The following is a 23288-nucleotide window of genomic DNA, read 5'->3' as shown; positions in this document are numbered from 1 at the left end:
GGGTCAGTGCTTGCGGGCCGGGAGGATCCGCTTTACCGCCAGGGCGGCGGAGACGACGGTGAAGAGGGCCAGGCCGATCCAGAGGGCCTGTAGGCCGAGCCAGGGGGAGGCGGCCGCGGCGCCACCGAACCCGGCGGCCACGCCGCCGATGGGGGGATTGTTATACATGCCTACCATTTCCTTTCTTTGCGCCAGGCGGCCTGCCAGAAAGCACGGGCCTGGACGATCTGGAGGAAGACGTCGAAGATCATTTCGACGACGATGGTGCCGGCGAGGGCCATCTGGAGCGGGCCCCGCCGCCGGACGGTGACCACCCGCTCGACCATGAAAATGACCGTGACGGCGGCCCAGATCGGGCTGATCTGGATCCCGCCGAGCCAGATCGCCGAATAGGCGAGCGAGGACAGGTAGGCGGTGATCACCAGGATGCCGATCAAGGAGAGGAGCTGCCGTCCCCAGTAGGGGCGGGTGATCGGCGTCCAGCCGTAGTCGACGAGGTTCTCCAGTGCGCCGCGCTTCCAGCGAAGCCGCTGCTGGGCCAGCTCCCGCCAGGTCGGCATGACCTCGGTGGTGAGGATGCACTCCTTCGGGCACAGGATGCGGAATCCGAGGTGCAGGATCGCGAGGGTGAGTTCGTTGTCCTCGGTCAGCACCCGGACGTCGTACACGTGGGGGAGGCCGGGGAGGCGGCGTTCGCGGCGGGCGGCGACCACCTTCTGAAGGGTGGCGGCGCGGAAGATGGTGGCCGTGCCGGTCAGGACGAGCGCCTTGCCCTGGAGCCGCCGGACGTCCCGGGCGTAACGGGCGTACTCGTTGCGCTGGAACATCCCGACCGCGCCGCCGCCCGGTTTGCCGGTGAACGTGCCGCCGACCGCGGCGTAGCGGCCTGAGGCGAGGTAGTCGACGCCGTGCCGGATGAACCCGGGATCGAGCGCCGAGTCGGCGTCCATCACCATGATCGCGTCGTCCGGGCCGAAGATCGGCAGCAGCCGGTCCAGGACCTGGTTCAGCGCGCCCGCCTTCTTGTGCCGGTTCCCGCGCGTCCCGACGATCTCGACGCCGCAGAGCTGGGCGAACGCGGCGGTGGCGTCGGTGCAGTTGTCCGCGATCACGACGATGTGGTCCGGCGCGCGTTCCTGCCGGCGCAGGGAGGCGATCGTCTCGGTGATCTGCTTCGCTTCGTTGTGCGCCGGGATGAGGACCGTCACCCGCATCGCGTCCGGCTGGATAGGGGGCAGGTCGCGTTTGCCGTCCCGGGGGTGGGCTCGGGCCGGTGCCGGTGCCGGTGCCCGCGCCGGACGCGGGCGGGGCGGTGGCGTGGCGACCGGTCGGCGAGGAGGGGCGGGTGGACGTGGTGCGACCGGTTGCGGGGGCGCCGGGCGGTGGCGTGGCATCACCCGGTCCGGGACGGTGACGGTCGGCGAGGCGCCGGGGCCCCATGCGGTCGGGACCGCCAGATGGCCGGGCGGGAGGGTTTCGCGCTGGGAGAGCCGGTGGTGTCCCAGGTGGTGGCCGGTGGGACGCTGCGGGACGGCCATGCCGTGCTCGGAGTCGGGGCGCATGTCAGCGCGTCCCCGTGCCGCTGACCCGGGTCAGGTGGCCGAAGGCGATGACGTTGTCGGTGTAGTGACCGCTGCGGCGGTCGAAGCGCCCGCCGCAGGTGATCAGCCGGATCGCCGCGTAGCCGGGGTCGCCGTACACCCGCCGGGTGGGGAACCGGTTCTTGCCGACGTGTTCGACCGAGTCGATCCGGAACTCGGCGGTGCGGCCGTCGGCGCGCAGGACGCTCGCGCGGTCGCCGGGGCGGAGGGCGCCCAGGCGGTAGAAGACCGCGGGGCCGTCGGCCGTGTCCACATGTCCGATGATCACGGCCGCCCCGCGGCTGCCGGGAGCGGCGCCGAGCCGGTACCAGCCCGCTTCCCGGGCACGGGGGAGCGGCGGCGTCTCGACGGTCTGGTCCGGGTTCTTGGCCAGCTTCATCAGCGGTGTCCGGACGGCGATCCGCGGTACGTCGAGACGCAACGGCACCGAAGGCGGCAGCGTCGTCAGGGACGACGCGGGGTGCGCGGCGGGCCTGGACGCGGCGTCGTCGGGCATGGGCGGAGCGGCGGCCTGGTGCCCCCCGAACGCCTGGACGATCAGAAGGCCCGCCACGACCAGGCCGGACAGCCCGGCGGCGGCGGCCGCGAGGACGCGCGGGCGCGGGCCACGATGCACCACGGGACGTACTCCCCCCGCTCGACCGATGGTGATGGCGCCTCGTATCGCGGCGCAGATGGGAACCGTAATGCCTGGGGTGAAGATTCATTCTTTGTGTGAGTAAAACCGCAATTGAACGGCTTGTGACTTGTGAGGTTCTCCAATCAAGATCCTTTAGTGATGGCTCATTTGACGAGGTCGCTTCCGTCGTCCGGACCGGACCAAAGCGGTCGCCTGGTCGTCCTCGTTCATGGCCTCTGACCTGCGAAGACGCGGTTCTTTGGCCGGACCGCGGAGCTCATCGGAAGGGGTAGCGACGACGAATTGGGGCCCGGGCGGGGGTACAAGCGGCGCTGGCCGGAAGCGGCCTCTCCGCCGTCCGCAAAACCCGTCGTCGCAGGTCAAGGTCAAATTGAGTGGTCCATCCCCTGCGTCCGAAACGCCTTCAGAGAGGAGGCCAGGTGCCGGGTGGGCTTTGACGCCATGTCCACGGCTACCTCTGGACCGCCGGACGCATCGACGACATCGTCAACGTCGGCGGCGACAGCCTTTCTAGAATCGACGTCGACCCGGCGAACCGGGCCTACGAACTACGGACCACGGTCAGGTGCATTGGCCGGCGAGCGCGGTGCCGGACAGTTCCGAGCAGCCGACATAGCTGTGGTCGCGCAGCCGCGCCGTCATCGGGTCGCTGGTGAGGAATTGCAGATAGTCGGCGGTCAGGCCGTGCGGCTGTCCCGCGGTGTAGAGGTACTCGGTCGCGACGAAATGGTAGGAGCCCTTCAGCGTGGCCGAGCGTGTGGCCGGGACGCCGTCGATGCGAAGGGTCCTGACGTTCGGGAAATAGGTGAGCGCGTCGGCTTCGGCGTATCCGATGGCGTTCGGCGTGCGGTCGATGTAGGTGAGCAGGTCCATGGTGGTGTTCATCGTGCAGGCGGTCGGTGCGCTCTGAGGGAAGGTCGGGCAGGTGGCCGAGGACGGGAAGTCGGTGCTTCGGGTGCCCAGGACGGTCTGCTCGAAGGTTCGTCGGGTGCCCGAGCGGTTGTCGCGTCCGACCACGATGAAGCTGCCGTTCGCCGAAGACGGGCTGTTCCGGAACAGGTCGCGGAGTTGTGCGGTGGTCAGGTCGGACAGCTTGAGGTTCTTGTTGGCCACCACGGCGAAGATCACCAGCCCCACCGGGCGGACGGTCAGCCCCGGCGTGCTCCCCTCCTCCTCGCCGTCGGTCATGGCGATCACTCCCGGGGTCGGACGCTGGCGCAGGTCGTCCAGACCGGCGCCGCTTCCCACGGCGGAGATCGTGATCGACGCGCCGGTGCAGGCGTTCTCGTATTCGTTGGCCACGTTGTTGGCGATCGGCGCGAATGCGGTCGAGCCCTGGACGGTCAACGCGCCGATCGCGCATTCAGGGGCGGGGGTGACGACCCGGTTCGCCAGATAGATGCCACCGGTGAGACCGAGCAACAGCAAAAGGACCGTGCCCATCGCGATCACCCTTAACCAGTAGCGACGGTCGTGGGGTTTGCGCCGCTGGATCTCGCCGCCCCGCACCGTCCCGCCGTCGACGACCTGGTAGTTGCGGTCATTGGTCGTACCGGTCCCGGAGGCGGTTTCCTTGAGCAGAACCAGCAACTTGAAGCCGACGCCCCGGTTCAGCGAGAAGAGCGGCAGGACGATCTTCGACCGGTCGTCGGGCGGCTGCATCTCCTCGTCGGGGGCGTCGATGGTCTTTCTGCGCACGTGCTCTGAATCGCGGACCTTGAAATGGACGACCTCGCGCCCGGGGAACTGGAAGGACAGCGGCAGAGCGAAGTCCTGTTCGACGATGTCGTCCCGGCCGGAACTGGCGATGTCCAGGACGACCAGGCTCCCCTTGTCGATCTCCTGTCCCTGGGAGGAGATCTCCCACATGTCCGGGCCGTCGTCCTGGAAGGTCCGGTTGATCGGCTCGTCGTACAGCACGGCCCAGCTGATCAGCCGGCGCTTGCGGAACCTGCCGTACACCAGGCCGCAGACGAACGTCACCACGCCGACCGTCAGCCCGGTCAACAGCCCCCTGCTGTCGAGCGCCGAATTCAAGCTGGTCAGCACGTCGAACGCATCGCCCCGCATGAGCCTTCTCCCTGAACGCGGAGGAACCGGCCACGATGAGACGCTCAAAGTACCGCGAACCGTTCAATAAAGGGCTTGCATATCTCGACGTCACCCGGCGTTAACCGGCAAGTGAACTACGAGTGGCGGCTGATTCATCTACGAGAATCCGGTCGCCGCATGCGGCCCATAATGGACCGATTCAATGGCTGGCTCAGCGGCCTTCCACCGGAGACGCACTCTGCTTTCGTCGGACGTCGCGGAGAGCGGCTCGGAAGGGGACGCCAAGTTCCGGAACGGTAGGCGGAGACCATGTAGGCGACGGCCTCGTCCTCACTTGTGCGATACGAGGTAGATGATGGCGGCGATCAGGGCGCCGAGGCCTAGGAACCCGGCCAGGAAGTCGGACGGGGAGTGGTCGCGGTAAGGGTGCCGCCAGTCGATGCGCTTGCGGACGATCTGGTCGGTCTCTTCGGCGGCGGGTGGGGCCTCGCCGAGAAGGCGGGCGGCGACGCGTCCCGTCGCGATGGCCCGTGCGTCGAGGTTGTCGATGGTAGGGCGGTCCTCGAAGGCGAGGATCAGAACACCGTTTTCGATCTCCCATAAGGGGACGGTCTTTGTGAGCATGTCGGCGCGTAAGTCCGGCGTCAGGAAGGACGCGACCTCCGTGCCCGGACGATGTTCGATACGGAAGGTGCGGTCGAAGCGCGGATCGCCGGTCGCCTGGTTGCGCCGGAGACGGCCGCCTACCCGGGACCGACGCTTTACCGTCATGTCCGGAATCGAGGTGGAGAGCAGTGCGAAATAGCGGGTGAGGTCCTTGGTGATCTCCCGCACCCGGTCGGAGTCGTCGCTGCCGCGGCCGGGTTCGATCACAGTTTCCGTCCACCGGTGCCAGTTCATTATGATCCATTGGGCGCCGATGCGTTTCTCCAGCGTGCACTGGGTGCGTGGAGACTGGCCCGCGGTCGCGACAGGGTCGGGATAGGCGGCCGGATCGATTTCGGCCGTCCAGCCATGTGACTCCGCGAACAGCAGGAATTCGGCGCGGCGGCGTCGTTCCCGCTTCGCCGCGACGACCCCGGCGACGATACCGGCGATCATGAATGCCGCGATGACGGCGACAATGGCACCGATCATTGTTACTCCGGGGTGCTCCGGCGCTTTTTCCCACATCATAGAAGGAAGGACGACACGGGGAGCGGCCAGATGGACGAATTGACCTTGGCGACGGCGGCGGCGTCCGCGCTGATCGGCGCGATGGCGACCGACGCCTGGGTGAGCACCCGCAGTTCGGTGCTCAACGCGTGGCGGCGTGCCCGGCCCGACCAGGCGGACGCGATCGCGGCCGAACTCGACCGGGCCCGGGACGACCTGCTCGCCGGAGCAGGCTCCGAAGACGATCTCGCCCGCGCCTGGCGCACCCGGCTGCTGGACCTGATCTGCGCCGACGCCGAGGCCGGCGCACTCCTCCGCGCCGAGTTCGGCACGGCGCCGCCGATCACGATGACGGCGAAGGCGAGCGGCCGCGCGCGGATCTACCAGGCAGGCCGCGACCTCCGTCTCGACATCCGGCGATGACCCGGACCGACCTGCTGGTCCGCGCCGCGGCGGAGGCGGTCATGCTGTCGATCGCGGGCGACGACTGGCAGTCCGCCCGCGCCTCGATCGTCACCTGGTGGAGCGGGATTCGGCCGGACCAGGCCGGTCAGGTCCGCGACGACCTCGGGCTCATGCACGCCGAGCTCACGGCCGCGGACGCGGCTCTGCGACGGGACCTGGCGATCGAGTGGGAGATGCGCCTGGCCCGGCTCGTCCGCGCCGAGCCGGGGCATGCCGGGACGCTGCGGCCGCTGCTCGACGAGGAGCTCGGGCCGCGGTTGCCGCCGAGCGATCGCAGCCGCGTGCACGTCATCGAGATGACCGGCGACGTGTCCGGTCACGGCGAGATCATCATCGCGGGCCGGGACGTGGAGGCACGGCGGATCCGGCGGATCCGGCGATTCGACTCCGCCGACCTCTTCCAACTCGTGCTGAGCGGGCGCGGCCCCGGACGGCTGCTGATCGTGATCGGCCTGGCCCTGGTCGCGGTGGGCATGATCAGGCTGGCCGCGTCCTTCACCGGGCCCTGCGCGCCGGGGACGACACCGCTGCCGAGTGACCTGCCGACGGCCTCGGTGGCGCTGGCCGTGGTGTTCGTCGGGGGGCTCGTCGTAACGGCGGGGTCGGAACTGGCCGCCTCCAAACGCGGTCGGCTCGCCGCGCACTGGCTCATCACGGCAGTGGTCGTGGCCGGCTTGGCCGTGGCGTTCCTGATCTTGACGAACGGGGCGGCACCGGACGCGTTGTTCGGGCGGGCGTCATGTGGGTGAGCGAGCAGGAGGCATTGGCTGCGGGCGCGGCGGTGGCGCTCGTCCGGGTCCTGTGCTCAGACGAGTGGGCGGCCGCCCGCGACGCGGTCGCCGATTTCTGGGCGAGGCGCCATCCGTTGCGGAACGACATCCGCGCGGAGTTGGGCGAAGTTCGCGGCCAAGCGCTCGCGGGCGAGGATCGGACCCGCGCCGGCCTGGAGGTGGAATGGCGGAACCGGCTCGCGCGGTTGCTGCGCGACGACCCACAGGCGGCCCCGGGTCTGCGTGAGCTGGTCGACCACACCCTCACTCCGCTCTTGCCGGTCGGTGAACGCATCGAATTCCGGACACACGTGAACGTGACCGATCACGGCGTCGCCTATACCGCTCACCGCGACGTTCGCCTGAACGACGAGCAGCAGATCACGGAATTCACCGGCGGCGACAGCGTCATGGAATCGCTGTTGTTCGGACGCGGGCCAGGCCGGTTGCTGATGGTGGTCGGCTTCGGCGTCTGGGCGCTGTCGTTCCTCGGATTCCTCATGATCGGCACGGGGTCCGACGATTTCTGGCGGACCTCGACGACCGTGGGCCTGCTCGGAGGCTTCTTCGGCGGCGCCGCCACCGGGCTGATCGGCAAAGCGATGGCCGACAGTGCCAAACCCAGGTCCGTATACAACTGGCTTGTCTCGGCGGTCCTCCTCGCCGTCCTGTTGGCCATGGGCACATCGCTCCTCGGCCACTAACCCAGATTCGCCCGGACGCGCGATATCTGGCGATGCTCAGCGGGCTTTGGACAGCAACGTGGGTTGGTATCGGGCTTCTGAACCCGTCCACGCGTGGGGACCGTTGTCAGTGGAGGACGGCGGTCAGGCGGGCGTGCAGAGTCGGCAGCTTGCCGGGGGAGGCGGTCAATGTCGTGGGCAGTTCTTCTTCGGAGAGGATCTCGAAGAGGATGGCGAGTTGTCGCGGGTCCTCGTCCGCCAGGAGTTCGTCGGCGTGCACCACGATGAGGGCCGGACGGTCGAGATCGCGCAGGCAGTCCAGGAAGGCGTCCCAGTTCTGCCCGAAGTGGGCGGGGAATTTGAGGGCCCGCGCCGCCTCGCGGAAGAAGGCGGCGCGAGTCCGGCAGGCGTGCCCGTCGACGACGGCCGGCGCCGGGTCGCTGGTCACCGTCAGCCAAGGTGGCAGCGAGGTCATCGGACGGGCCCCGTTCTAGGAGATCTTGTAGAAGTTGGAGTAGTGGTCCGGGGAGAAATAGACCGCGCCGGTGCTGCCGTGAACGATGCGGTAGGCGTCGCGAGAGGCGCCCTTTGCCCGCGAGTAGACGTCGTATTCGTGGTAGGACGCGCTCGCCGGAAGCTGACCGTCGTAGTTGTGGTAGACGCCGCCGGTGTAGTTGTAACGGCCGTCCGGCCAGGTGTACCAGCCGCTGCTGGACGGCCATCCCTTCCCGGCCCACACCGACGCGGCATAGCGGCCGTCGGAGCAGCGCGAGATGGTGCAGGAGTTGTAGACGGTCGCACTCGCCGGGACGTCGACCGCGACGCCCGTCGCGCACATCACGCTGATCAGAATGACGACGGCCCGCTTCGGCCAGGACGGCTGGGAACGCACTTCGAGCACGGAACCTCCCACGAACGAATGCCTACCGAGGGACATTCCCCTTCCCTCGGATTGGACTGCGCGAACAGTCGTCATGATGACTTCGTTGATCAGCACTATCAACAAGAAACTGACAAAGACTGCATGAACACCGGCCCAGAACCGTCGATGACACGGCAGCCCGCGAGCCCTGCTGATGCTGCCTGAAAAGGCACTCGCGGAGGCTGTCCTGGCGGGCCGAGCCGAGGCCATGGCGTGGCTCCTTGCCGTGCTGAAGCGTGGGCAGCGCCCCGACGGTCGGGCAGGCTCGCCGGAGGCCGTCCCACGACCCGGCACGAACGCGCGGTCAGTAGGCGCCCTGTCCGGCCGAGTTTGCGAGCCGTCTCCTGCGCCTGGTCTTCGATGCCGATATCCGCGCCGGGCGGTGGGTTACGACGGTTCCCCGAACGTGCGGCGGTAGGCGGCGGGGCTGACTCCGGTGATGCGTTTGAAGCGGTCGCGGAATGCGGTGGGGGAGCCGAAACCGGTCTGGACGCTGATGCGTTCGATGGTGTGGCCGGTGGTCTCCAGCAGGTGTTGCGCCTGGCGGATTCGGGTGCGGTGGAGCCACTGGAGCGGGGTGGTCCCGGTCTGCTCGCGGAAGCGGCGCATGAGTGTGCGCGGGCTCATCCCGGCGTGGAGGGCCATGTCGGTGACGGTGATGTCGCGGGACAGGTTGTCCTGAAGCCAGAGGAGCAAGGGTTCGAGCGCGGAGCCGCGGGGCGTGGTCGGGAACGGCCGGACGATGAACTGCGCCTGGCCGCCCTCACGTTCGAGGGGCATGACCGACAGGCGGGCGGCGTGCGCCGCGACCGCCGAGCCGTAGTCGCGGCGGATCAGGTGCAGGCACAGGTCCAGCCCTGCGGCGGCGCCCGCGGAGGTGAGGATCTGGCCGTTGTCGACGTACAGGACGTCGGGGTCCACCTCGATGTCGGGATACGCGGCGGCCAGTTGGGCGGCCGCGGACCAGTGGGTGGTCGCGCGCAGGCCGCTGAGCAGGCCGGACGAGGCCAGCAGGAACGTGCCCGTGCAGATGGAGGCGATCCGGGCGCCGTCGGTCGCGGCCGCCTTCAGCGCGTCCTGGACGGCCGGTGACGGGGCTGCCGTGGGGTGGGTGTTGCCGGGGACGATGATGGTGTCGGCGTCTTTGAGGTCGTCCAGTCCCCAGGGTGCGCGCAGGGTGAACACACCGGCGTCGACCTGCGGTGTCTCAGCGCAGACGCGCACCTGGTAGCCCGGGCTCCCATCGGGGAGGCGGCTGCGGGCGAAGACCTCGACCGGAGTGGTCAGATCGAACGCGATGACTCCGTCCAGCGCGAGGACGGCCACATTGTGCATGGCCACATTGTGCATGGCCAAATTGTGCTACGCGCTGAGGCGGGTCCGGGCTGACGGCCCTCATCTTGCCTGGGCATACAGAGTTTCCGCGGTTGGCGCTATTCCGTTGGTGTATGGCAGGAGTGCCACTGGGAGACGGGTTTCTTGGCCGCTTATCTTCGGTGTCGATCCCGACCGGCCGTGCCGCGGTGTCACCGCGTTTCCGCGCCGCGCGTCCGCACCGCGTATCTGCGAGGAGAAAGCGATGCTGCTTCCCATTGTGGCGCCGATCCTGATCGGGCTCGGCTTCATCACCCTGATGTCGCTGATCCAGGAGCCGCACCGGCGGCGGATCAACGCGGTCTTCGTAGCCGGGGCGGGAGCCGCCTACATCAGCGGCGGCGGCCTCGGGTTGTGGGAACTCCTGTTCACCGCGGTCGTCACATTGGTCGCCTACCGCGGGCTGGACTCGTGGACGTTCATCGGGATCGGCTGGCTGCTTCATACCGCGTGGGACGTGGTTCACCACGTCAAGGGCGACCCGATCATCCCGTCCTTCCACGATTCCTCGTTCGGTTGCGCCCTCTGCGACCCCGTCATCGCCCTGTGGGCGCTGGCCGGAGGCCGCTCGGTCATTGATCGCGTCAAGAACGGATCGGCCGGTCTGCGCCACATGTCGCTGTCGAAGAGATCCTGAAGGAGCCACCGTCGTGCCGATCAAGACCACGCGGCGGCTCGATGACCTCGACCTTGATCTCGGTGTAGTGCCGGTCGGCCGCGTATCCGACGCTGCGGAGAGCTCGTGAGCGGGCTTCCGGGCGGGATGGTGCGGGGCTCGACCGGTTCCAGGTCTCGGAGCCGTCAGCCGGTGGCCCGGCGCCAGGCGGGGTCGAGCGCGATGCGCTGGAGCTGCTCAAGAGTGAGGGCCGGTGCGCTGCGGTCGGCGGGCAGGCGGTAGGCGCCCGCGTTGAGCGTCGAGATCACCACCCGCAGGCCGTCCGCGCCGAGAGTGTCGACGGTCCATTCGATGGCGCCTGCTCCTCCGCGTGGGGCAGGACCCCGGCGTGTGCTGACACGGGTGCCGTCGGGCAGAGTGACGGCGTTCCGGAACACCTGCGTCATGGCCGCGTCGCCGGGCCTCCACCGCTGGACGTTGACCGCGACGAGGCTCTTGCCGTGGCCGTCGTCGACCGCGAGGTGTCCGAAGCCGTCCGCGCCGCCCGGTCGCCCGGCGCGCACCCCTGCCGGAAGCAGCCGCTGGAGGATGCGATTGATCTCCGGTGCCGTCAGCCTGGAGACCGATCCGCTCCGCGGAGGGGCGGACGGCTCGGGCATCGCCGCGAGAACCGGATTCCACCGAGAAGAGGTCGCCACGGCGGCGAGTTGCCGATGCGTCAGAGGAAGGGTGGGACGACCGGTCTCCGACACGAACACCTGCCTGCCGTCCTCGTAGGTGAGCAGGGCGCTGAGGAGCTCGCCCGCTGACGGGTGGTCCTCGTCGCTCGGGGAGCGGTCGAGGACGAGCCGGGCTCCGGTGGGCAGGACGGTCTGGGTGCAGTGGCTGTAGGGGTGGTAGGTGGTATCGGGACACTGCGCGTACTGAACGGGGACCGGCACGGGCCACCTGTTGAGCTTCACCGACACCTTCGCTGCGTTCCCGTTCGAGCCGAAGAGCAGTTGGGCGGAGGGCGCGGGACCGGACCGGGAACTCAGCCCATGCCCCTGCTGCCCTGAGAGCTCTCCCGGCGGAAGCTGGCTCTGGAGCAGGTGCACCATCTGCTGCGCTGACACACCCTTCGGCGCCTCAGAACGAGCGGAGGCGCAGCTGGCGATGGTCAGGACGAACACGGTGATCGTGGCGAACAACCGGACCGTCGCGCGCGGCTTCGCTGACATGGCGCACCCTCCCTTCACGATTCACCGGACTCCGGAGGGTGGAGGTGCGTCCACCCTCCGGTGAGAGGCATCAGGCTCCGGGGTAGGAGATCGCGCTGATGGAGTTGTCGTAGGGGTAGTCCAGGGCGTTCCAGACCGAGTTCGGTGCGAAGTAGCCGTAGGTGCCCTGGAAGTTGACGTTCGTCCAGGCCTCGATGGCCACCGAGTTCGTCTTGATGGAGGAGATGGCGTCGTTGTAGGCCCAGGCGCGCAGGTCGGGAACACGCGGCGGGTTGTTGTTGGTGCCGGTCAGGCAGTCGCGGGTGATGGACCAGAGGTTCCAGTCGTCGCACAGCTTCCACGTGCCGGTGGCGGCGGACGCCGGCTGGGCGAGGACGCCGGTGATCCCGAGGCCCAGGGTCAGGCTGGCGGCGGCCGCGATCAGGACCTTCTTGACACTCCTCATGAGGATTGCCTCCTTGGCTGGCAGGGCCACTCTTCCGGGTGCCCTTGGGGGTGATGCGTCCACGATCGCCCGCGGTCGCGTCGTCTCGCGCCCGTGCCGACCCCTGGGGCGTGCCCTGGTCGTCCACTGGCGCGATGGGACGAGCGACGGTCAGGCGGTCGGGTGACTTCGGCCAAGGGGCTGGTCCGTCGCGGGCTCGGTGGCCCGCAGCGCTCGCGCCAGCTCCTTGCGCGAGGCGATGTCCAGCTTGGTGAAGACCTTGCGGAGGTGCCATTCGACGGTGCGGTGGCTCAGGAACAGCCGCGCGGCGATCTCCGGGTTGGTCTGGCCGTCGCGGGCCAGTCCCGCGATCTGCGCTTCCTGAGGGGTGAGCCGCGCGGCCGGGTCGTCGGTTCGCTTGTGCACCGTCTCCCCGGTCGCGAGCAGCTCTCGTTCGGCGCGCCGGGCGAACGCATCGGCGCCCATGGCGTCCAAGGCGTGGTGCGCGGCCTTGAGCTGGACGCGGGCGTCGACCCGGCGGTTGTGCCTGCGCAGCCATTCGCCGTAGATCAGCTGAGCCCTGGCCTGGTGCACGGTGACGCGGGAGCGTGCGAGGTGCTCGATCGAGTCCCGGTACAGCTCCTCGGCCTTGCCGCCCTCGCTGAGCAACGCCCGGGAACGGGCTTCGATGCCGCGCGCCCAGGGCGCCTGGCTGGTCGCCGAGCGTTCCGCCAGCCGTTCGAAGGCCTGTTGCGCCGTGGCCCGGTCGCCGGACCGCACGGCCGCCTCGATCAGCTCGGGCAGCACCCACACGGTGAACCCGATCCCCTCCGGCTCGTAGGCGCGCTGGGCGGCGTCAGCGGCGGCGCCGTACTCGCCGTAGCCCAGGTGCAGGGTCGCGGCGGCCCACTCGGCCGCCTCCACGGCGAAGCCCTCGCCCCGGGCCGTCGCGTCGGCGAGTACGCGCTCCCGCATCTCTAAGGTTCGATCGCGCTCCCCTCGCCAGGCGGCGAGCAGGATGGAGAAGTCGGCGACGGCGACGTTGCGCGTCGCGCGAGTGATGGAATCGGCTTCCTGGATCAGCTGCTGCGCGAGGTCGAAGCGTCCCGCGAAGAGGTGGTGGGCGGCGGAGTAGTTCAGCGCGAAGGGCAGGACCGTCAGCATGCCGCGCTCGCGGGCCGCCTCGGCCAGACCGCCGGCCATCGCCGCGCAGGCCGCGTCGTCCCACACGTCCATGGCCAGTTGGCAGGCGAGCCAGCACCAGGCGATGTTGTCCCGGCGTAGTCCTTCGCGCTGGAAGGTCTCCAGCGCCCGGGCCACCGCCGGCAGCACCTGGCCGTGCGGCTGCGTGCGCCGGGTGACGAGCACCTCCAGGAACTGATCGACGGCCCGCACGGGGTGACCGCCGAGCGGCGCCAGCGCGGCCTTCGCGGCCGTCAGCACGCCGTCGGCCGTACCGAACCGGCCGCTGCGCATCAGCGCCCACATGGCCTCCAGATGCGTCTCGCGCGCCAGGTCTGGATCAACGGGTTCGAGCCGCGTGGCCGCCACGCTGAGCAGGGTGGGGGTGTCGCTGCCCCGGGTGCGTGCGAACGCGGTGTGGGCGCGCACGCGCTCCAGCAGCGCCCGGTCGGCCACCTCCAGCGGAGCGATCGCGGCGAGGGCGAGCAGGGCTTCGGCCTCGCCGGGCGCGCCCGCGTCGAGCTTGGCGCGCGCGGCGGCCAGCGCCCGCACTCCGCGCCGGCGCGGGTCGGGCGTCAGTTCGGCCGCCCGCTCCAGGAAGGCCGCCGCCGCCTCGGCGCCGGCCCTGGCCTGCGCGCGGGCGGCGCGGTGCTCCAGCTCGGCCGCGACGTCCTCGTCCGGCGCCGCCGTCGCGTGCGCGCGGTGCCAGGCACGGCGATCCGGGTCGGCTTCGGGATCGGTGCCCTCGGCCAGTGCCGCGTGGCCGCGGCGGCGCACCTCCGGCGGCGCGGCACGGTAGGCGGCGGTCCTGACCAGCGGATGCCGGAACACCATTCGCGGGCCGAGATCGATGAGTCCCGCCGCCTCGGCGGGAGCGGCGGCGTCCAGGGCGATGCCGAGGTGCTCCAGCGCGCGCATCAGCAACAGCATGTCGCCGACCGGCTCGGCGGCGGCGGTGAACAGCAGGAGGCGGGTGTCGGCGGGGAGGGACTCGACGCGCCGCACGAAGCTGTGTTCGATGCGTCCCGACAGCATGCGAGCATCGGGCAGTCCGAACCCCCCGGCTAATTCCGCCGGCGTCATCGTGCGGGGGAGTTCCAGCAGGGCCAGGGGGTTGCCCTGGGTCTCGGCCACGATCCGGTCGCGCACCTGCTCGTCCAGCCCGCCGGGGATCACCGAGCCCAGCAACCGGCGGGCGTCGTGGACACCGAGCCCGGCCAGGACGAGAGCGGGCAGCCCGTCGAGGCCGGTGTCGACGCCCGGCTCGCGTAACGAGAACAGCATCGCCATGCGTTCGGCGGCCAGGCGTCTGGCGACGAAGGCGAGGACCTGCATGGAAACGGAGTCCAGCCACTGCGCGTCGTCGACCACGACCAGAAGGGGACGCTGGTCGGCGAGCCTGCTCAGCAGGCCGAGCACGGCCAGGCCGACCAGGAACCGGTCGGCCGCGGGGCCGTCCCGCAGGCCCAGCGCGGTCCCGAGGGCCGCGCTCTGCGGACCGGGCAGCCGCCGGGCCTCCTCGCTCAGCGACGGGCCGAGGAGCCGCTGCAGCCCGGCGCCCATCAGCTCCGACTCCGACTCCACGCCGGCGACACGGACGACGCGGAACGCCGACGCGCGGGCCGCGCCGTATTCCATCAACGCCGTCTTGCCCATCCCGGCCTCGCCACGGACGACCAGGACCGATCCGTGCCCGTCGCGAGCGGCATCGAGCAGCGCCTCGATCGCGGCGCACTCGGCCTGGCGGCCGAGCAGCAGTGACTCGGGGACCGCACTGCCCGTCATCCCAGCAGTATGACCGCAACGGGTGATGCGTAGCTATGTCACGACATCAGGTATGTCTCGTAGGTCAGGCTCGCGCCCCGGTGGGCTCCGACGCTGACGAACACACCCCGGTTGACCCAGGCGAGATTCGGGGCGGCGGTTCGCAGCCGCGTGGTCGCGCGGACCAGATGGTCGCCGGCCGGGTCGGCCTGTGCCCCGCCGTACCCGACGGCCCGCGAGCGGACCTGGAGCAGCTCGCCCCCGTCAGTACGCAGCGTGTACCTCAGGTGACCCAGGACGGTGCCGTCCGCAAGCTCGGACCGCCAGTCGGCGCTGCCGTCGGGCAGCAGGTTGCCGTTGAGTTCGGGCCCGGTGAAGCGGCCCCCGGTCAAGGGCACGATCAGGCGCCTGCCGGACCCGAGATCGCCGAGGTCGAGCGGGGTGCCGAGGTCGAGCTGGGTGCCGAGGTCGAGCGGGGTGCCGAGGTCGAGCGGGGTGCCGAGTACGGCCTGCAAGCGGAACACCTGCGTGAGGGAAGGACCGGGCAGTTCGTTGATCATCCGTCCAGCCTGGCCCGCCGGGGCACCCGTTCGCGCCCGGGTGACCCACTGGTGCTGCCGTCCGCATCCGCCGGCGAGCGACACCACCGAGCGTGAGCCCCAAGCACGCCATTGTGACCTGACGGCGTATTAGGGCATCTCATTGCCGACTTTTGGTTGGGTCTATGGAGATGTTGGCTCGCCGGGTAGTGCTTGATCGCCGGTTGCGGTTGATGCTGAGGGCATGGAACCGAACACCATCGTTCTTGTGCACGGCTTCTGGGTGACGCCGCGGAGTTGGGAGCATTGGATCACCCACTTTGAGACGAAGGGGTATCGGGTGATCGCTCCCGGCTACCCGGGTTTCGAGATCGAGGTCGAGGCGCTGCGCGCCGACCCGCAGGTCATCGCCGACGTCACCGTTCCCGCGATCATCGACAAGCTCGAAGGGATCGTCCGCGAGCTCGACCGCCCGCCGATCATCATGGGCCACTCCGCGGGCGGCACCTTCACTCAGATCCTGCTCGATCGCGGATTCGGGGCCGCCGGCGTCGTCTTCAACTCGGCTCCCACCGAGGGCGTGAAGGTGGTGCCGCTGTCGCAGGTGAAGTCGACGTTCCCGGTGCTCAAGAGCCCCGCCAATCGGCACAAGGCCGTCGGGCTCACACCGGAGCAGTGGCGGTACGCCTTCACCAACACCTTCACCGAGGAGGAGTCCCGGGCATCGTACGAGCGCTATCACATCCCGGCCAACGGCGGCATCCTGTGGGGCAGCGTGCTCGCGAACTTCCGGCCAGGCCCGCAGGAGACCTGGGTGGACTACCACAACAACGGCCGGGCGCCGCTGCTGTTCATCTCCGGCAGCGAGGACCATCTCATGCCTCCGGCCGTCCAGCGGTCCAACAAGAAGCACTACAAGTCCGACACGATCACCGAGATCCGCGAATACCAGGGCTACGCCCATCTCATCCCCGCGCAGAAGGGCGCGGAACAGATCGCCGACGAAGCCTTGGCCTGGGCCCTGGAACACGCCCGGTGATCAATGTCTGACCAGCGGTCAGGCCGCGGTGCGGGATTTTCGCGCCTGCCGATCGATGCGTTCATGAGCGTCCTGACGAGGGTCGGGAGAGTGGTGTCGCGCTCGGCGGGCGCTGCCCCGGCCGGACGCTGGCCGCGGTGGGTCAGGGTTGTTGACGCGGACGTTGGGGGAGACTCACAGTGCGACCGTGGGCGCCGTGAAGTGCTGTCGGCTCACCGTCGTCCCGTCCCCCCCGGTCCTACTGGCCGTCGTGTCATATGAGCGGCGGTCAGCGCCCGACGCTGGCGTAGGCCGTGCGGGCGTTCCCAAGAGTTGAGGAGACGAAGGTGGCTGCTGAAGAGAATGCGGTGCGTCCGTTCCAGATCGGATTTCCGGAGGCGGAACTGGCCGATCTGCGCAGGCGTGTGAATGCGACCAGGTGGCCTGAGCGTGAGACGGTCACCGATGATTCGCAGGGCGTCCGGCTGGCCTTAATGCAGGAGCTGGCGGGTTACTGGGGGTCGGACTACGACTGGCGCGGGTGCGAGGCGCGGCTGGCGGAACTGCCGCACTTCGTCACCGAGATCGACGGGCTCGACATCCACTTCGTCCATGTCCGGTCCCGGTACGAGGACGCGCTTCCGCTCATCGTCACGCACGGATGGCCCGGTTCGGTCATCGAGCAGTTGAAGATCGTCGGGCCGCTGACCGACCCGACCGCGCATGGCGCGAGCGCGCGGGACGCCTTCGACCTGGTGATCCCGTCGCTGCCGGGGTACGGGTTCTCGGCCAAGCCGGCCACGCCCGGCTGGGACCCGGTCCGCATCGCGCGGGCGTGGGTGACGCTGATGAGGCGTCTCGGCTACACCCGGTTCGTGGCGCAGGGCGGCGACTGGGGTGCGGCCGTCACCCAGCAGATGGGTGTGCAGGCGGCCCCGGAATTGCTCGGCATCCATTCCAACATGCCCGGAACCGCTCCCGCCGCCATCAACGCGGCGGTCAAACGCGGCGACCCGCCGCCATCGGGCCTCTCGGACGAGGAACTACGCGCCTATGAGCAGCTGAGCCGTTTCTACGCCTCGCACGTGGCCTATGCGCAGATCTTGTCGACGCGTCCGCAGACGATGTACGGGCTGGTGGACTCGCCCGTCGACCTGGCCGCGTTCATGCTCGATCACGGGGACGGCACCGGTCAGCCCGGTCTGGTCGAACAGGCCCTGCAAGGGCGCCTGGAAGGCGGCCTCACCCGCAATGACATCCTGGACAACATCACGCTGTACTGGCTGACCGGCACCGGTGTCTCTTCGGCCCGTCTCTATTGGGAGAACAAGGCCGACTTCTTCGACGCCAAGGACATCTCCATCCCGTTCGCCATCAGCGTCTTCCCCGACGAGTTGTACCAAGCGCCGCGCAGTTGGGCCGAGCGCGCCTACCCGAACAACCTCATTCACTACAACCGGCTCGACCGCGGCGGCCACTTCGCCGCCTGGGAGCAACCCGAGCTGTTCGCCGCTGAGATCCGAACCGCGTTCCGATCGCTGCGCTGAAACCGAACCGCCACCGCCTGAGCGGAGCCTGAATGGGTTGGGCAGGCATCTGAAATGCGCGAGGAAGCCCTGGAGGCGGGATCGTGACCTAGTTCTCGGACCATCGAACCGTGTATCTCCTCGGCCATTCCTCACCGGAGCGCCGACGGCTGCTCAACCGGGCGTCCTACGTGCGTCCTCGGACGGTGTGTTTCCTGCGCCGCGCGGGATTGAGCGAGGGCATGTCCGTATTCGGTCGTTGTACTGAGATTCCACCGGCGAAATGGTGTTCAGGGAACCATTCTGGTAACAATTGGGCCGTGCGGGGTGGTGGTCGCGGCGTTCGCGCCGGATCCTACGGGCATGGGTGGGACCGGTGGCCTGCGGATCTCTTTGGCCGACTACGTGGTGGGGCAACTGAACGGCTGGCCGGCGCTGAGGTTGTGCCAGGCCGATTGCGGGTTCGGGCGGGCTTTCGCCTGTGACGGTGATCAGATCGTCCACCTGCACGGGTGTGATCAAGCCGAGTTGTATCTGACCTGGCCGCTCGTTCAACGCTTGCGCGGGCCGCTGGGGGAGCGGGCCTCGGTGCGAATCCGGCCTGGTAGCGGCTGGGTGGAGATGTTTCTGGGTGGCCATGGCGACGTCGCGTTATTGGTCTCGCTGGTCAGTGTCGCCATCAAGGCGCATCTGGCGGCCGTGGACACGGCGCCGCCGCAGCTCGGGCCCTGCCCGCTCGGATACTCGCATCTGGCGGAGAAGCTCATGCCTCAGCCGCCTCCCGGTCGCGGCGGGCTGACCATCACTCCGTCCGGGAACCCGGTAGAACGCGAGGAGCACGTCATGCGCACGGTGACCGATCGCCTCATCCGTGGCTTCGCCGACCATCATGGTCCCGCACAGGTGACCCACGCCATCGACGCGATCTACCGTCGCTTCGACCACAGACCCGTTCGGGACTTCGTGCCCGTGCTTGTCGAGCGGCTCGCTCGCCAGGCGCTCACCTCCGACCTGCCGGATCGAGCCGCTCCGCAACGGGAAATTACCCAGAGCCGATGAAGTCGACCGCTGGTCGGGGTCGTGAGGACGCCGAGGACAGCGAACCGGGCTGATCGGCACTGCCGATGAGCCGGGCGCTTGGCAAGGCTGTCTGCCGGTGTCGGCCAGGGGTGTTCAACGGACGGGATCGACGCGCCCGCCAGGGTTAGCGTGGCCGCCAGGACCGTGTTCGGCGGCTGATGAAGGCGGTCGTCGACCTTCAGGGGAAGGGCTGGCGGGCATGGAGATGAGGCTTGAGGTCGTGGTGGTCCCGGTCGCTGATGTGGATCGTGCCAAGTCCTTCTACGAGGGGCTGGGCTGGCGGTTGGACGCTGATGTGATCACCGGTCCCGACTTTCGGGTCGTGCAGGTGACGCCTCCCGGCTCGGGCTGCTCTGTCATCTTCGGCACCGGCGTCACTCGCGCTTGGCCCGGGTCGGCGCAGGGCCTGCAACTGATCGTGGACGACATCGAGGCTGCCCGGGCCGAACTGGCTGGGCACGGCGTCCAGGTGAGCGAGGTGTTCCACGACGCGGCCGGGGTGTTCCACCATGCCGGAGCCGACGCGCGGGTGGTGGGCCTGGCCCCGGATCGGCAGAGTTACGGGTCATTCGTCTCGTTCGCCGATCCCGACGGCAACCAATGGTTCGTTCAGGAGGTCACCACCCGTCTGCCGGGCCGTTGAACGCACACACTGAGTGGCTGGACGATCCCGAGGCGTTCTGGGAGCGTCAGGCCGCCAGGCTCGTTTGGGAAAAGCCCTGGGAAACGACCCTGGACGCGTCCAGCGCTCCGCTCTACCGCTGGTTCCCCGACGGGACGATCAACGCGGCGGAGAACTGCCTGGACGTCCACCTCGCCGAAGGCCGCGGCGACGCCCCCGCGCTGATCTTCGACAGTCCGCGGACCGGCGCCAAGGACGTCTACACCTACCGCCGCCTGCACCGGGAGGTCGTCGCGTTCGCCGCAGCCCTCGACAGCCTCCGCCCGAACGCCGGCGACACGGTGCTGATCTTCATGCCCGCGATCGCGCGGACCGTCGTTGCGATGCTCGCCTGCGCGCGGCTGGGACTCACCCACTCAGTGGTGATCCCCTCCGTGCCGGCGACCGTCCTGCGAGACCGCATCGACGACGCGCGCCCGGCGATCGTCCTCACCGCGTCCGGCGGATTCGACGGCCCGGACGCCGTCGAATACCAGCCGCTCCTCGAAGCCGCTCTCACCGGGGCCGCCCACCAGCCGCGCCACATCGTCGTCCTGCAGCGGCCGGAGGCGGGCCGGTGGACGCTCGCCGCCGGACGCGATCTCGACTGGAGCGGCCTCGTCGCCGACTCCGGGACGGCAGGGTCGCGGCTGGTCCACGTGCCGTCCACCCACCCGCTCTACCTGCTCTACACCTCGGGTTCGACCGCGCGGCCCAAGGCCGTCACCCGTGACACCGGCGGCTACCTCACCGCGCTGCGCTGGGCGGTGGAGAACGTCTTCGGCGTCGGTCCGGGCGACGTCTTCTGGACCGACTCCCACCCCGGGTGGGTGATGGGCCACTCCTTCACCGTCTACGGCGCGCTGGTCAGCGGTGCCACGACCGTCGTCCATGAGGGATCACCGGTCGACACCTCCGGCTCCTCGGCGTTCCCGCGGATCATCTCCGAGTACGGGGTGGACGTCCTGTTCACCACGCCCATGACGCTGCGCCGCCTCCGCCGGGCGTCCCACCGGGACCGGCCGCTCGGGGTGGACGGCTCTCCGTTGCGCGCGGTGTTCTTGGCCAGCGAACGCGTCGAGCCGGACCTCTTGGCCTGGACGGGGGAGTTCTTCGGCTGTCCCGTCGTGGACAACTGGTGGCAGACCGAGACCGGATGGCCCATCGCGTCGAACTGCCTGGGCCCCGGCCTGCTGCCGGTCAAGCCCGGCTCGGTGTCCCGGCCGCTGCCCGGCTACCGGATCGAGGTCCTGGACGACGACGGCCGACCATTACCGGCGGGGGAGCAGGGCCACCTCGCCATAAAACTCCCGCTGCCGCCCGGCTGCCTGACCACGCTGTGGAACGACGATCAGCGATTCATCGACACCTACCTCACGAAATTCCCCGGCTATTACGACACCTCCGACGCCGGACACATCGACGAAGACGGATACCTGTGGATCGCCGGGCGCACCGACGACATCATCAACGTCGGCGGCGACAGCCTCTCCGGAATCGACCTCGAACACGTCCTGGGACACCATCCGGCCGTCGAACGCTGCGCCGTCGTCGCCGCACCCGACCCGCTCTACACCCAGGTGCCCGTCGCGTTCGTCGTCCCGCGCGACCAGAACCTCGACCCGGCGAACCTGGCCCGCGAACTGCGCGGCCTGGTGGACGAACGCATCGGCGAATGGGCCCGCCTTCACCGCCTGCTCCTCGTTCGCACGCTCACCTACACCACGTCCAAGAAAATCAAACGCTCCGACCTACGCGCCTGGCTGTCCACCGGCACCGGCCTCGACATCATCGCTGACATTCACCTACCCGCCCACGCCCCGTAGGAGGCCCCACCGGGTGCGGGGTCCGCGCTGTTGTGACGGCTCGAAGTGGCCCCGCCTTTGCGGTTTCAGGTGTCGAAGGGCCAGCGGCCGTCGGCGACCGGGGAGTCGGGGTCGAATCGCAGGCGGGCCTGTCGGGGCTTGTGGCCAGGGCCCTCATCGACCAGGCCTGGCGGTCAGGCTGATGACGATCAGCTTCCCGAGGGTGAGCTACCGTCCAGCCATATCGCGCACATTCGACGCTCTGTCTTGCAGCCGATCGGAGCAATGGCGTAGGCAACCCGGCGCCCGTCGAGCGAGATCGTCGGCTGCGACGGCACGACGCTGTCCGCCACCAGTTTCGCGGTCAGCTCCGGCGCGTCTTCACTCATGCACCGCGCCCTTGGAGGTTGCCTGCCGCTGGCAGCGCGGGCCGATGGATCCAGGCGGCGAGGTCCGTGGGCGCGCATTCGGCGACTCGGGCGGCGTACCGGGGAAGCTCCTCCTCGCTGAGGACTTGCCGCCACTGGCCTGTTGATCCGCTATGGAAGAACTGAGTGCGGTCGTGATAGAAGCCGTCGTGGCTGGCTTCGGGCGCGAGCTCGCCAGCCCGGCCCTTCATGGCCGCGAACGTGGCGGCCTGAACTAGGTCCGGCCAGGCTGTCTCGGTGATGGCGATCCCGAGCCGGGCTGCTATGTAGCGCATCTGCCCTTCGAGGTCGTCAAGGAGGTCCTCGTAGCGCAGCAGCACGATGTTCGGCTGGTCGCGGACCTGCCAGAACGTGTCTAGATGGTGAAGCATGATCTCCAGGTCGGACACGGCCTTCCCGGGCGCGGCGGGATTGGCCCAGGACCAGAAGCGCTCGCGTGCAGTCCCGCTCGGCGGGGACGGAGCGTTGGCCAGCAACTCGTTAAGGACCGCGGCTCCCACGGCGTCCTCCCGCAATGCGAGGGACACGGCCCGGTCGGTGTTGCTGGCATGGCTGTCCAAGGACATGGCCACATCCCGGGGGTCCCGGCTTGCGCAGAGATAGGTGACCCGGTCGTCGAAGGGCAATCCGTCCAGGGGCGTATGGGTCTTGATGAACCGCCGGTGCGTCTGTGCCTCGAGGTCGGCCAGCACTCCGGCGAGCGGGCGCAGCAGGACGTCCAGCCACGGCGAGATCTGGTCGAGCGGCCGGTCGAATGTCGTGGTCTTGAAGATCTCCAGGGCGCAGATCATCTGCAGCCAGGTCGTGCCGCACTTCGCCGGGGTGCTGATCACGATGTCGCCGGGACGGAACACGAACCCATCCCAGCGGGCCGAGTCCGTAAAGGAGGTCTGGTAGCGAACGCGTTCCCCCAAGCCCATGCGGGGAGAATGGCGGCAACCAGATCGGGCAGTCAACCATGGTGGTCAAGCGAGATTGGAGACGGATTCGGCGACATGTCTGCGACAGCCGAGCAGACAGCGAGCAGACGGGAGGACATGCCGGACGGAATCCGGGGTCTTGGCGGTGGCAAGATTGCGGGTGAGGGGTGGCATGCTCGGCAGGATTCGAACCCGCGGCCGTCAGATTGGAAGTCCGAAGCGCTCCGGCCGGGCGGCGGCCTCATCGACCCGCGCACACTCCGAGCATTCACCCGCCCGGAGCAAGATCATTCCGTGCTCGCTCCGGATCTGCTCGTGGCCGCTTCCTGCCGTCGTGGGCCCTGCCTCGACGTGCCCCGCAAGTAGATTGGAAAAGATGACGGCCCAGCCCGAGGAATCGTCCGCGCCGCGATCCTGGTGAGGACCCGGTTGCGATCTTCGAT

At 69.1% G+C, this 23288-nt stretch carries 23 protein-coding genes; 9 read left to right on the top strand and 14 right to left on the bottom strand.

The annotated features are described in order from the left end of the window. Positions 1 to 3: 3 nt before the first annotated feature. The 5 genes from FXF68_RS41990 to FXF68_RS01255 form a co-directional block, all read right to left on the bottom strand. Positions 4 to 168, bottom strand: coding sequence for a hypothetical protein (locus FXF68_RS41990; RefSeq protein WP_187437647.1), 165 nt, complete (start codon positions 166 to 168; stop codon positions 4 to 6). Positions 169 to 170: 2 nt separating this feature from the next. Beyond that, positions 171 to 1214: a glycosyltransferase family 2 protein gene (locus FXF68_RS01270; protein WP_148756965.1), complete on the bottom strand. Its 1044-nt coding sequence runs from the start codon at positions 1212 to 1214 to the stop codon at positions 171 to 173. Positions 1215 to 1563: 349 nt separating this feature from the next. Next, complete coding sequence (locus FXF68_RS01265) at positions 1564 to 2220, bottom strand: class F sortase (protein ID WP_246178161.1); 657 nt, start codon at positions 2218 to 2220, stop codon at positions 1564 to 1566. Positions 2221 to 2802: 582 nt separating this feature from the next. Further along, a complete protein-coding gene (locus FXF68_RS01260; protein ID WP_148756964.1) occupies positions 2803 to 4311 on the bottom strand; it encodes a substrate-binding domain-containing protein in 1509 nt (502 codons plus the stop codon). 312 nt (positions 4312 to 4623) lie between these two features. Beyond that, positions 4624 to 5430 carry a hypothetical protein gene (locus tag FXF68_RS01255; protein ID WP_148756963.1) on the bottom strand — a complete coding sequence of 269 codons (807 nt, stop codon included), beginning with the start codon at positions 5428 to 5430 and terminating at the stop codon, positions 4624 to 4626. Positions 5431 to 5499: 69 nt separating this feature from the next. On the opposite strand from FXF68_RS01255, the gene FXF68_RS01250 reads away from it, so the two are divergent. From FXF68_RS01250 to FXF68_RS01240, 3 genes are read left to right on the top strand one after another with little or no spacing between them, the layout of a single operon-like run. Next, positions 5500 to 5871: a hypothetical protein gene (locus FXF68_RS01250; protein ID WP_148756962.1), complete on the top strand. Its 372-nt coding sequence runs from the start codon at positions 5500 to 5502 to the stop codon at positions 5869 to 5871. After that, the gene (locus tag FXF68_RS01245) at positions 5868 to 6662 is read left to right on the top strand and encodes a hypothetical protein (protein WP_148756961.1); all 795 of its coding nucleotides are present in this window, start codon (positions 5868 to 5870) and stop codon (positions 6660 to 6662) included. Before FXF68_RS01250 ends, FXF68_RS01245 begins: the two co-directional genes overlap by 4 nt. After that, on the top strand, positions 6659 to 7387 hold the full coding sequence (locus FXF68_RS01240; RefSeq protein ID WP_148756960.1) for a hypothetical protein: 729 nt from the start codon (positions 6659 to 6661) through the stop codon (positions 7385 to 7387). The genes FXF68_RS01245 and FXF68_RS01240 overlap by 4 nt, the downstream gene beginning before the upstream one ends. A 106-nt stretch (positions 7388 to 7493) precedes the next feature. Here FXF68_RS01240 and FXF68_RS01235 read toward each other — a convergent pair whose 3' ends face one another. The 3 genes from FXF68_RS01235 to FXF68_RS01225 all read right to left on the bottom strand — a co-directional run bounded on the left by FXF68_RS01235 (position 7494) and on the right by FXF68_RS01225 (position 9623). Continuing rightward, on the bottom strand, positions 7494 to 7814 hold the full coding sequence (locus FXF68_RS01235) for a barstar family protein (RefSeq protein ID WP_222869757.1): 321 nt from the start codon (positions 7812 to 7814) through the stop codon (positions 7494 to 7496). Positions 7815 to 7856: 42 nt separating this feature from the next. Beyond that, positions 7857 to 8267 carry a ribonuclease domain-containing protein gene (locus FXF68_RS01230; RefSeq protein ID WP_222869756.1) on the bottom strand — a complete coding sequence of 137 codons (411 nt, stop codon included), beginning with the start codon at positions 8265 to 8267 and terminating at the stop codon, positions 7857 to 7859. A 408-nt stretch (positions 8268 to 8675) separates the two neighbouring features. Then, positions 8676 to 9623, bottom strand: coding sequence for a GlxA family transcriptional regulator (locus FXF68_RS01225; protein WP_148758136.1), 948 nt, complete (start codon positions 9621 to 9623; stop codon positions 8676 to 8678). Between the two features lie 244 nt (positions 9624 to 9867). On the opposite strand from FXF68_RS01225, the gene FXF68_RS01220 reads away from it, so the two are divergent. After that, positions 9868 to 10299, top strand: a complete 432-nt coding sequence (locus FXF68_RS01220; protein WP_148756958.1) for a DUF6010 family protein — start codon at positions 9868 to 9870, stop codon at positions 10297 to 10299. Between the two features lie 164 nt (positions 10300 to 10463). On the opposite strand, the gene FXF68_RS01215 is transcribed toward FXF68_RS01220, so the two are convergent. The 4 genes from FXF68_RS01215 to FXF68_RS01200 all read right to left on the bottom strand — a co-directional run bounded on the left by FXF68_RS01215 (position 10464) and on the right by FXF68_RS01200 (position 15428). Beyond that, positions 10464 to 11498, bottom strand: coding sequence for a serine/threonine-protein kinase (locus FXF68_RS01215; protein ID WP_148756957.1), 1035 nt, complete (start codon positions 11496 to 11498; stop codon positions 10464 to 10466). Positions 11499 to 11568: 70 nt separating this feature from the next. Then, positions 11569 to 11943: a hypothetical protein gene (locus FXF68_RS01210; RefSeq protein WP_148756956.1), complete on the bottom strand. Its 375-nt coding sequence runs from the start codon at positions 11941 to 11943 to the stop codon at positions 11569 to 11571. A gap of 150 nt (positions 11944 to 12093) precedes the next feature. Continuing rightward, complete coding sequence (locus FXF68_RS01205) at positions 12094 to 14889, bottom strand: helix-turn-helix transcriptional regulator (RefSeq protein ID WP_148756955.1); 2796 nt, start codon at positions 14887 to 14889, stop codon at positions 12094 to 12096. A 38-nt stretch (positions 14890 to 14927) separates the two neighbouring features. Next, positions 14928 to 15428, bottom strand: coding sequence for a DUF3237 domain-containing protein (locus FXF68_RS01200; RefSeq protein WP_148756954.1), 501 nt, complete (start codon positions 15426 to 15428; stop codon positions 14928 to 14930). A gap of 223 nt (positions 15429 to 15651) precedes the next feature. Between FXF68_RS01200 and FXF68_RS01195 the strand changes: the two genes are divergently transcribed. The 5 genes from FXF68_RS01195 (at position 15652) to FXF68_RS01175 (ending at position 21518) form a co-directional block, all read left to right on the top strand. Next, the gene (locus FXF68_RS01195) at positions 15652 to 16446 is read left to right on the top strand and encodes an alpha/beta hydrolase (protein ID WP_148756953.1); all 795 of its coding nucleotides are present in this window, start codon (positions 15652 to 15654) and stop codon (positions 16444 to 16446) included. Positions 16447 to 16772: 326 nt separating this feature from the next. Continuing rightward, positions 16773 to 17972 carry an epoxide hydrolase family protein gene (locus FXF68_RS01190; RefSeq protein ID WP_222869755.1) on the top strand — a complete coding sequence of 400 codons (1200 nt, stop codon included), beginning with the start codon at positions 16773 to 16775 and terminating at the stop codon, positions 17970 to 17972. Between the two features lie 342 nt (positions 17973 to 18314). Then, on the top strand, positions 18315 to 19010 hold the full coding sequence (locus tag FXF68_RS01185; protein WP_148756951.1) for a three-helix bundle dimerization domain-containing protein: 696 nt from the start codon (positions 18315 to 18317) through the stop codon (positions 19008 to 19010). Positions 19011 to 19236: 226 nt separating this feature from the next. Then, positions 19237 to 19674: a VOC family protein gene (locus FXF68_RS01180; protein ID WP_246178155.1), complete on the top strand. Its 438-nt coding sequence runs from the start codon at positions 19237 to 19239 to the stop codon at positions 19672 to 19674. Further along, the gene (locus tag FXF68_RS01175; protein ID WP_187437646.1) at positions 19671 to 21518 is read left to right on the top strand and encodes an AMP-binding protein; all 1848 of its coding nucleotides are present in this window, start codon (positions 19671 to 19673) and stop codon (positions 21516 to 21518) included. The genes FXF68_RS01180 and FXF68_RS01175 overlap by 4 nt, the downstream gene beginning before the upstream one ends. 188 nt (positions 21519 to 21706) lie before the next feature. On the opposite strand, the gene FXF68_RS01170 is transcribed toward FXF68_RS01175, so the two are convergent. Together FXF68_RS01170 and FXF68_RS01165 are read right to left on the bottom strand one after the other, a co-directional pair. Then, complete coding sequence (locus FXF68_RS01170) at positions 21707 to 21886, bottom strand: hypothetical protein (protein ID WP_148756948.1); 180 nt, start codon at positions 21884 to 21886, stop codon at positions 21707 to 21709. Then, complete coding sequence (locus tag FXF68_RS01165; RefSeq protein WP_222869754.1) at positions 21883 to 22845, bottom strand: sulfotransferase domain-containing protein; 963 nt, start codon at positions 22843 to 22845, stop codon at positions 21883 to 21885. Before FXF68_RS01165 ends, FXF68_RS01170 begins: the two co-directional genes overlap by 4 nt. Between the last annotated feature and the right edge of the window lie 443 nt (positions 22846 to 23288).

Source organism: Actinomadura decatromicini (genome assembly GCF_008121305.1).
In the GTDB taxonomy this organism is placed as follows: domain Bacteria; phylum Actinomycetota; class Actinomycetes; order Streptosporangiales; family Streptosporangiaceae; genus Spirillospora; species Spirillospora syzygii.
This window is presented reverse-complemented; position numbering and strand designations above follow the sequence as displayed.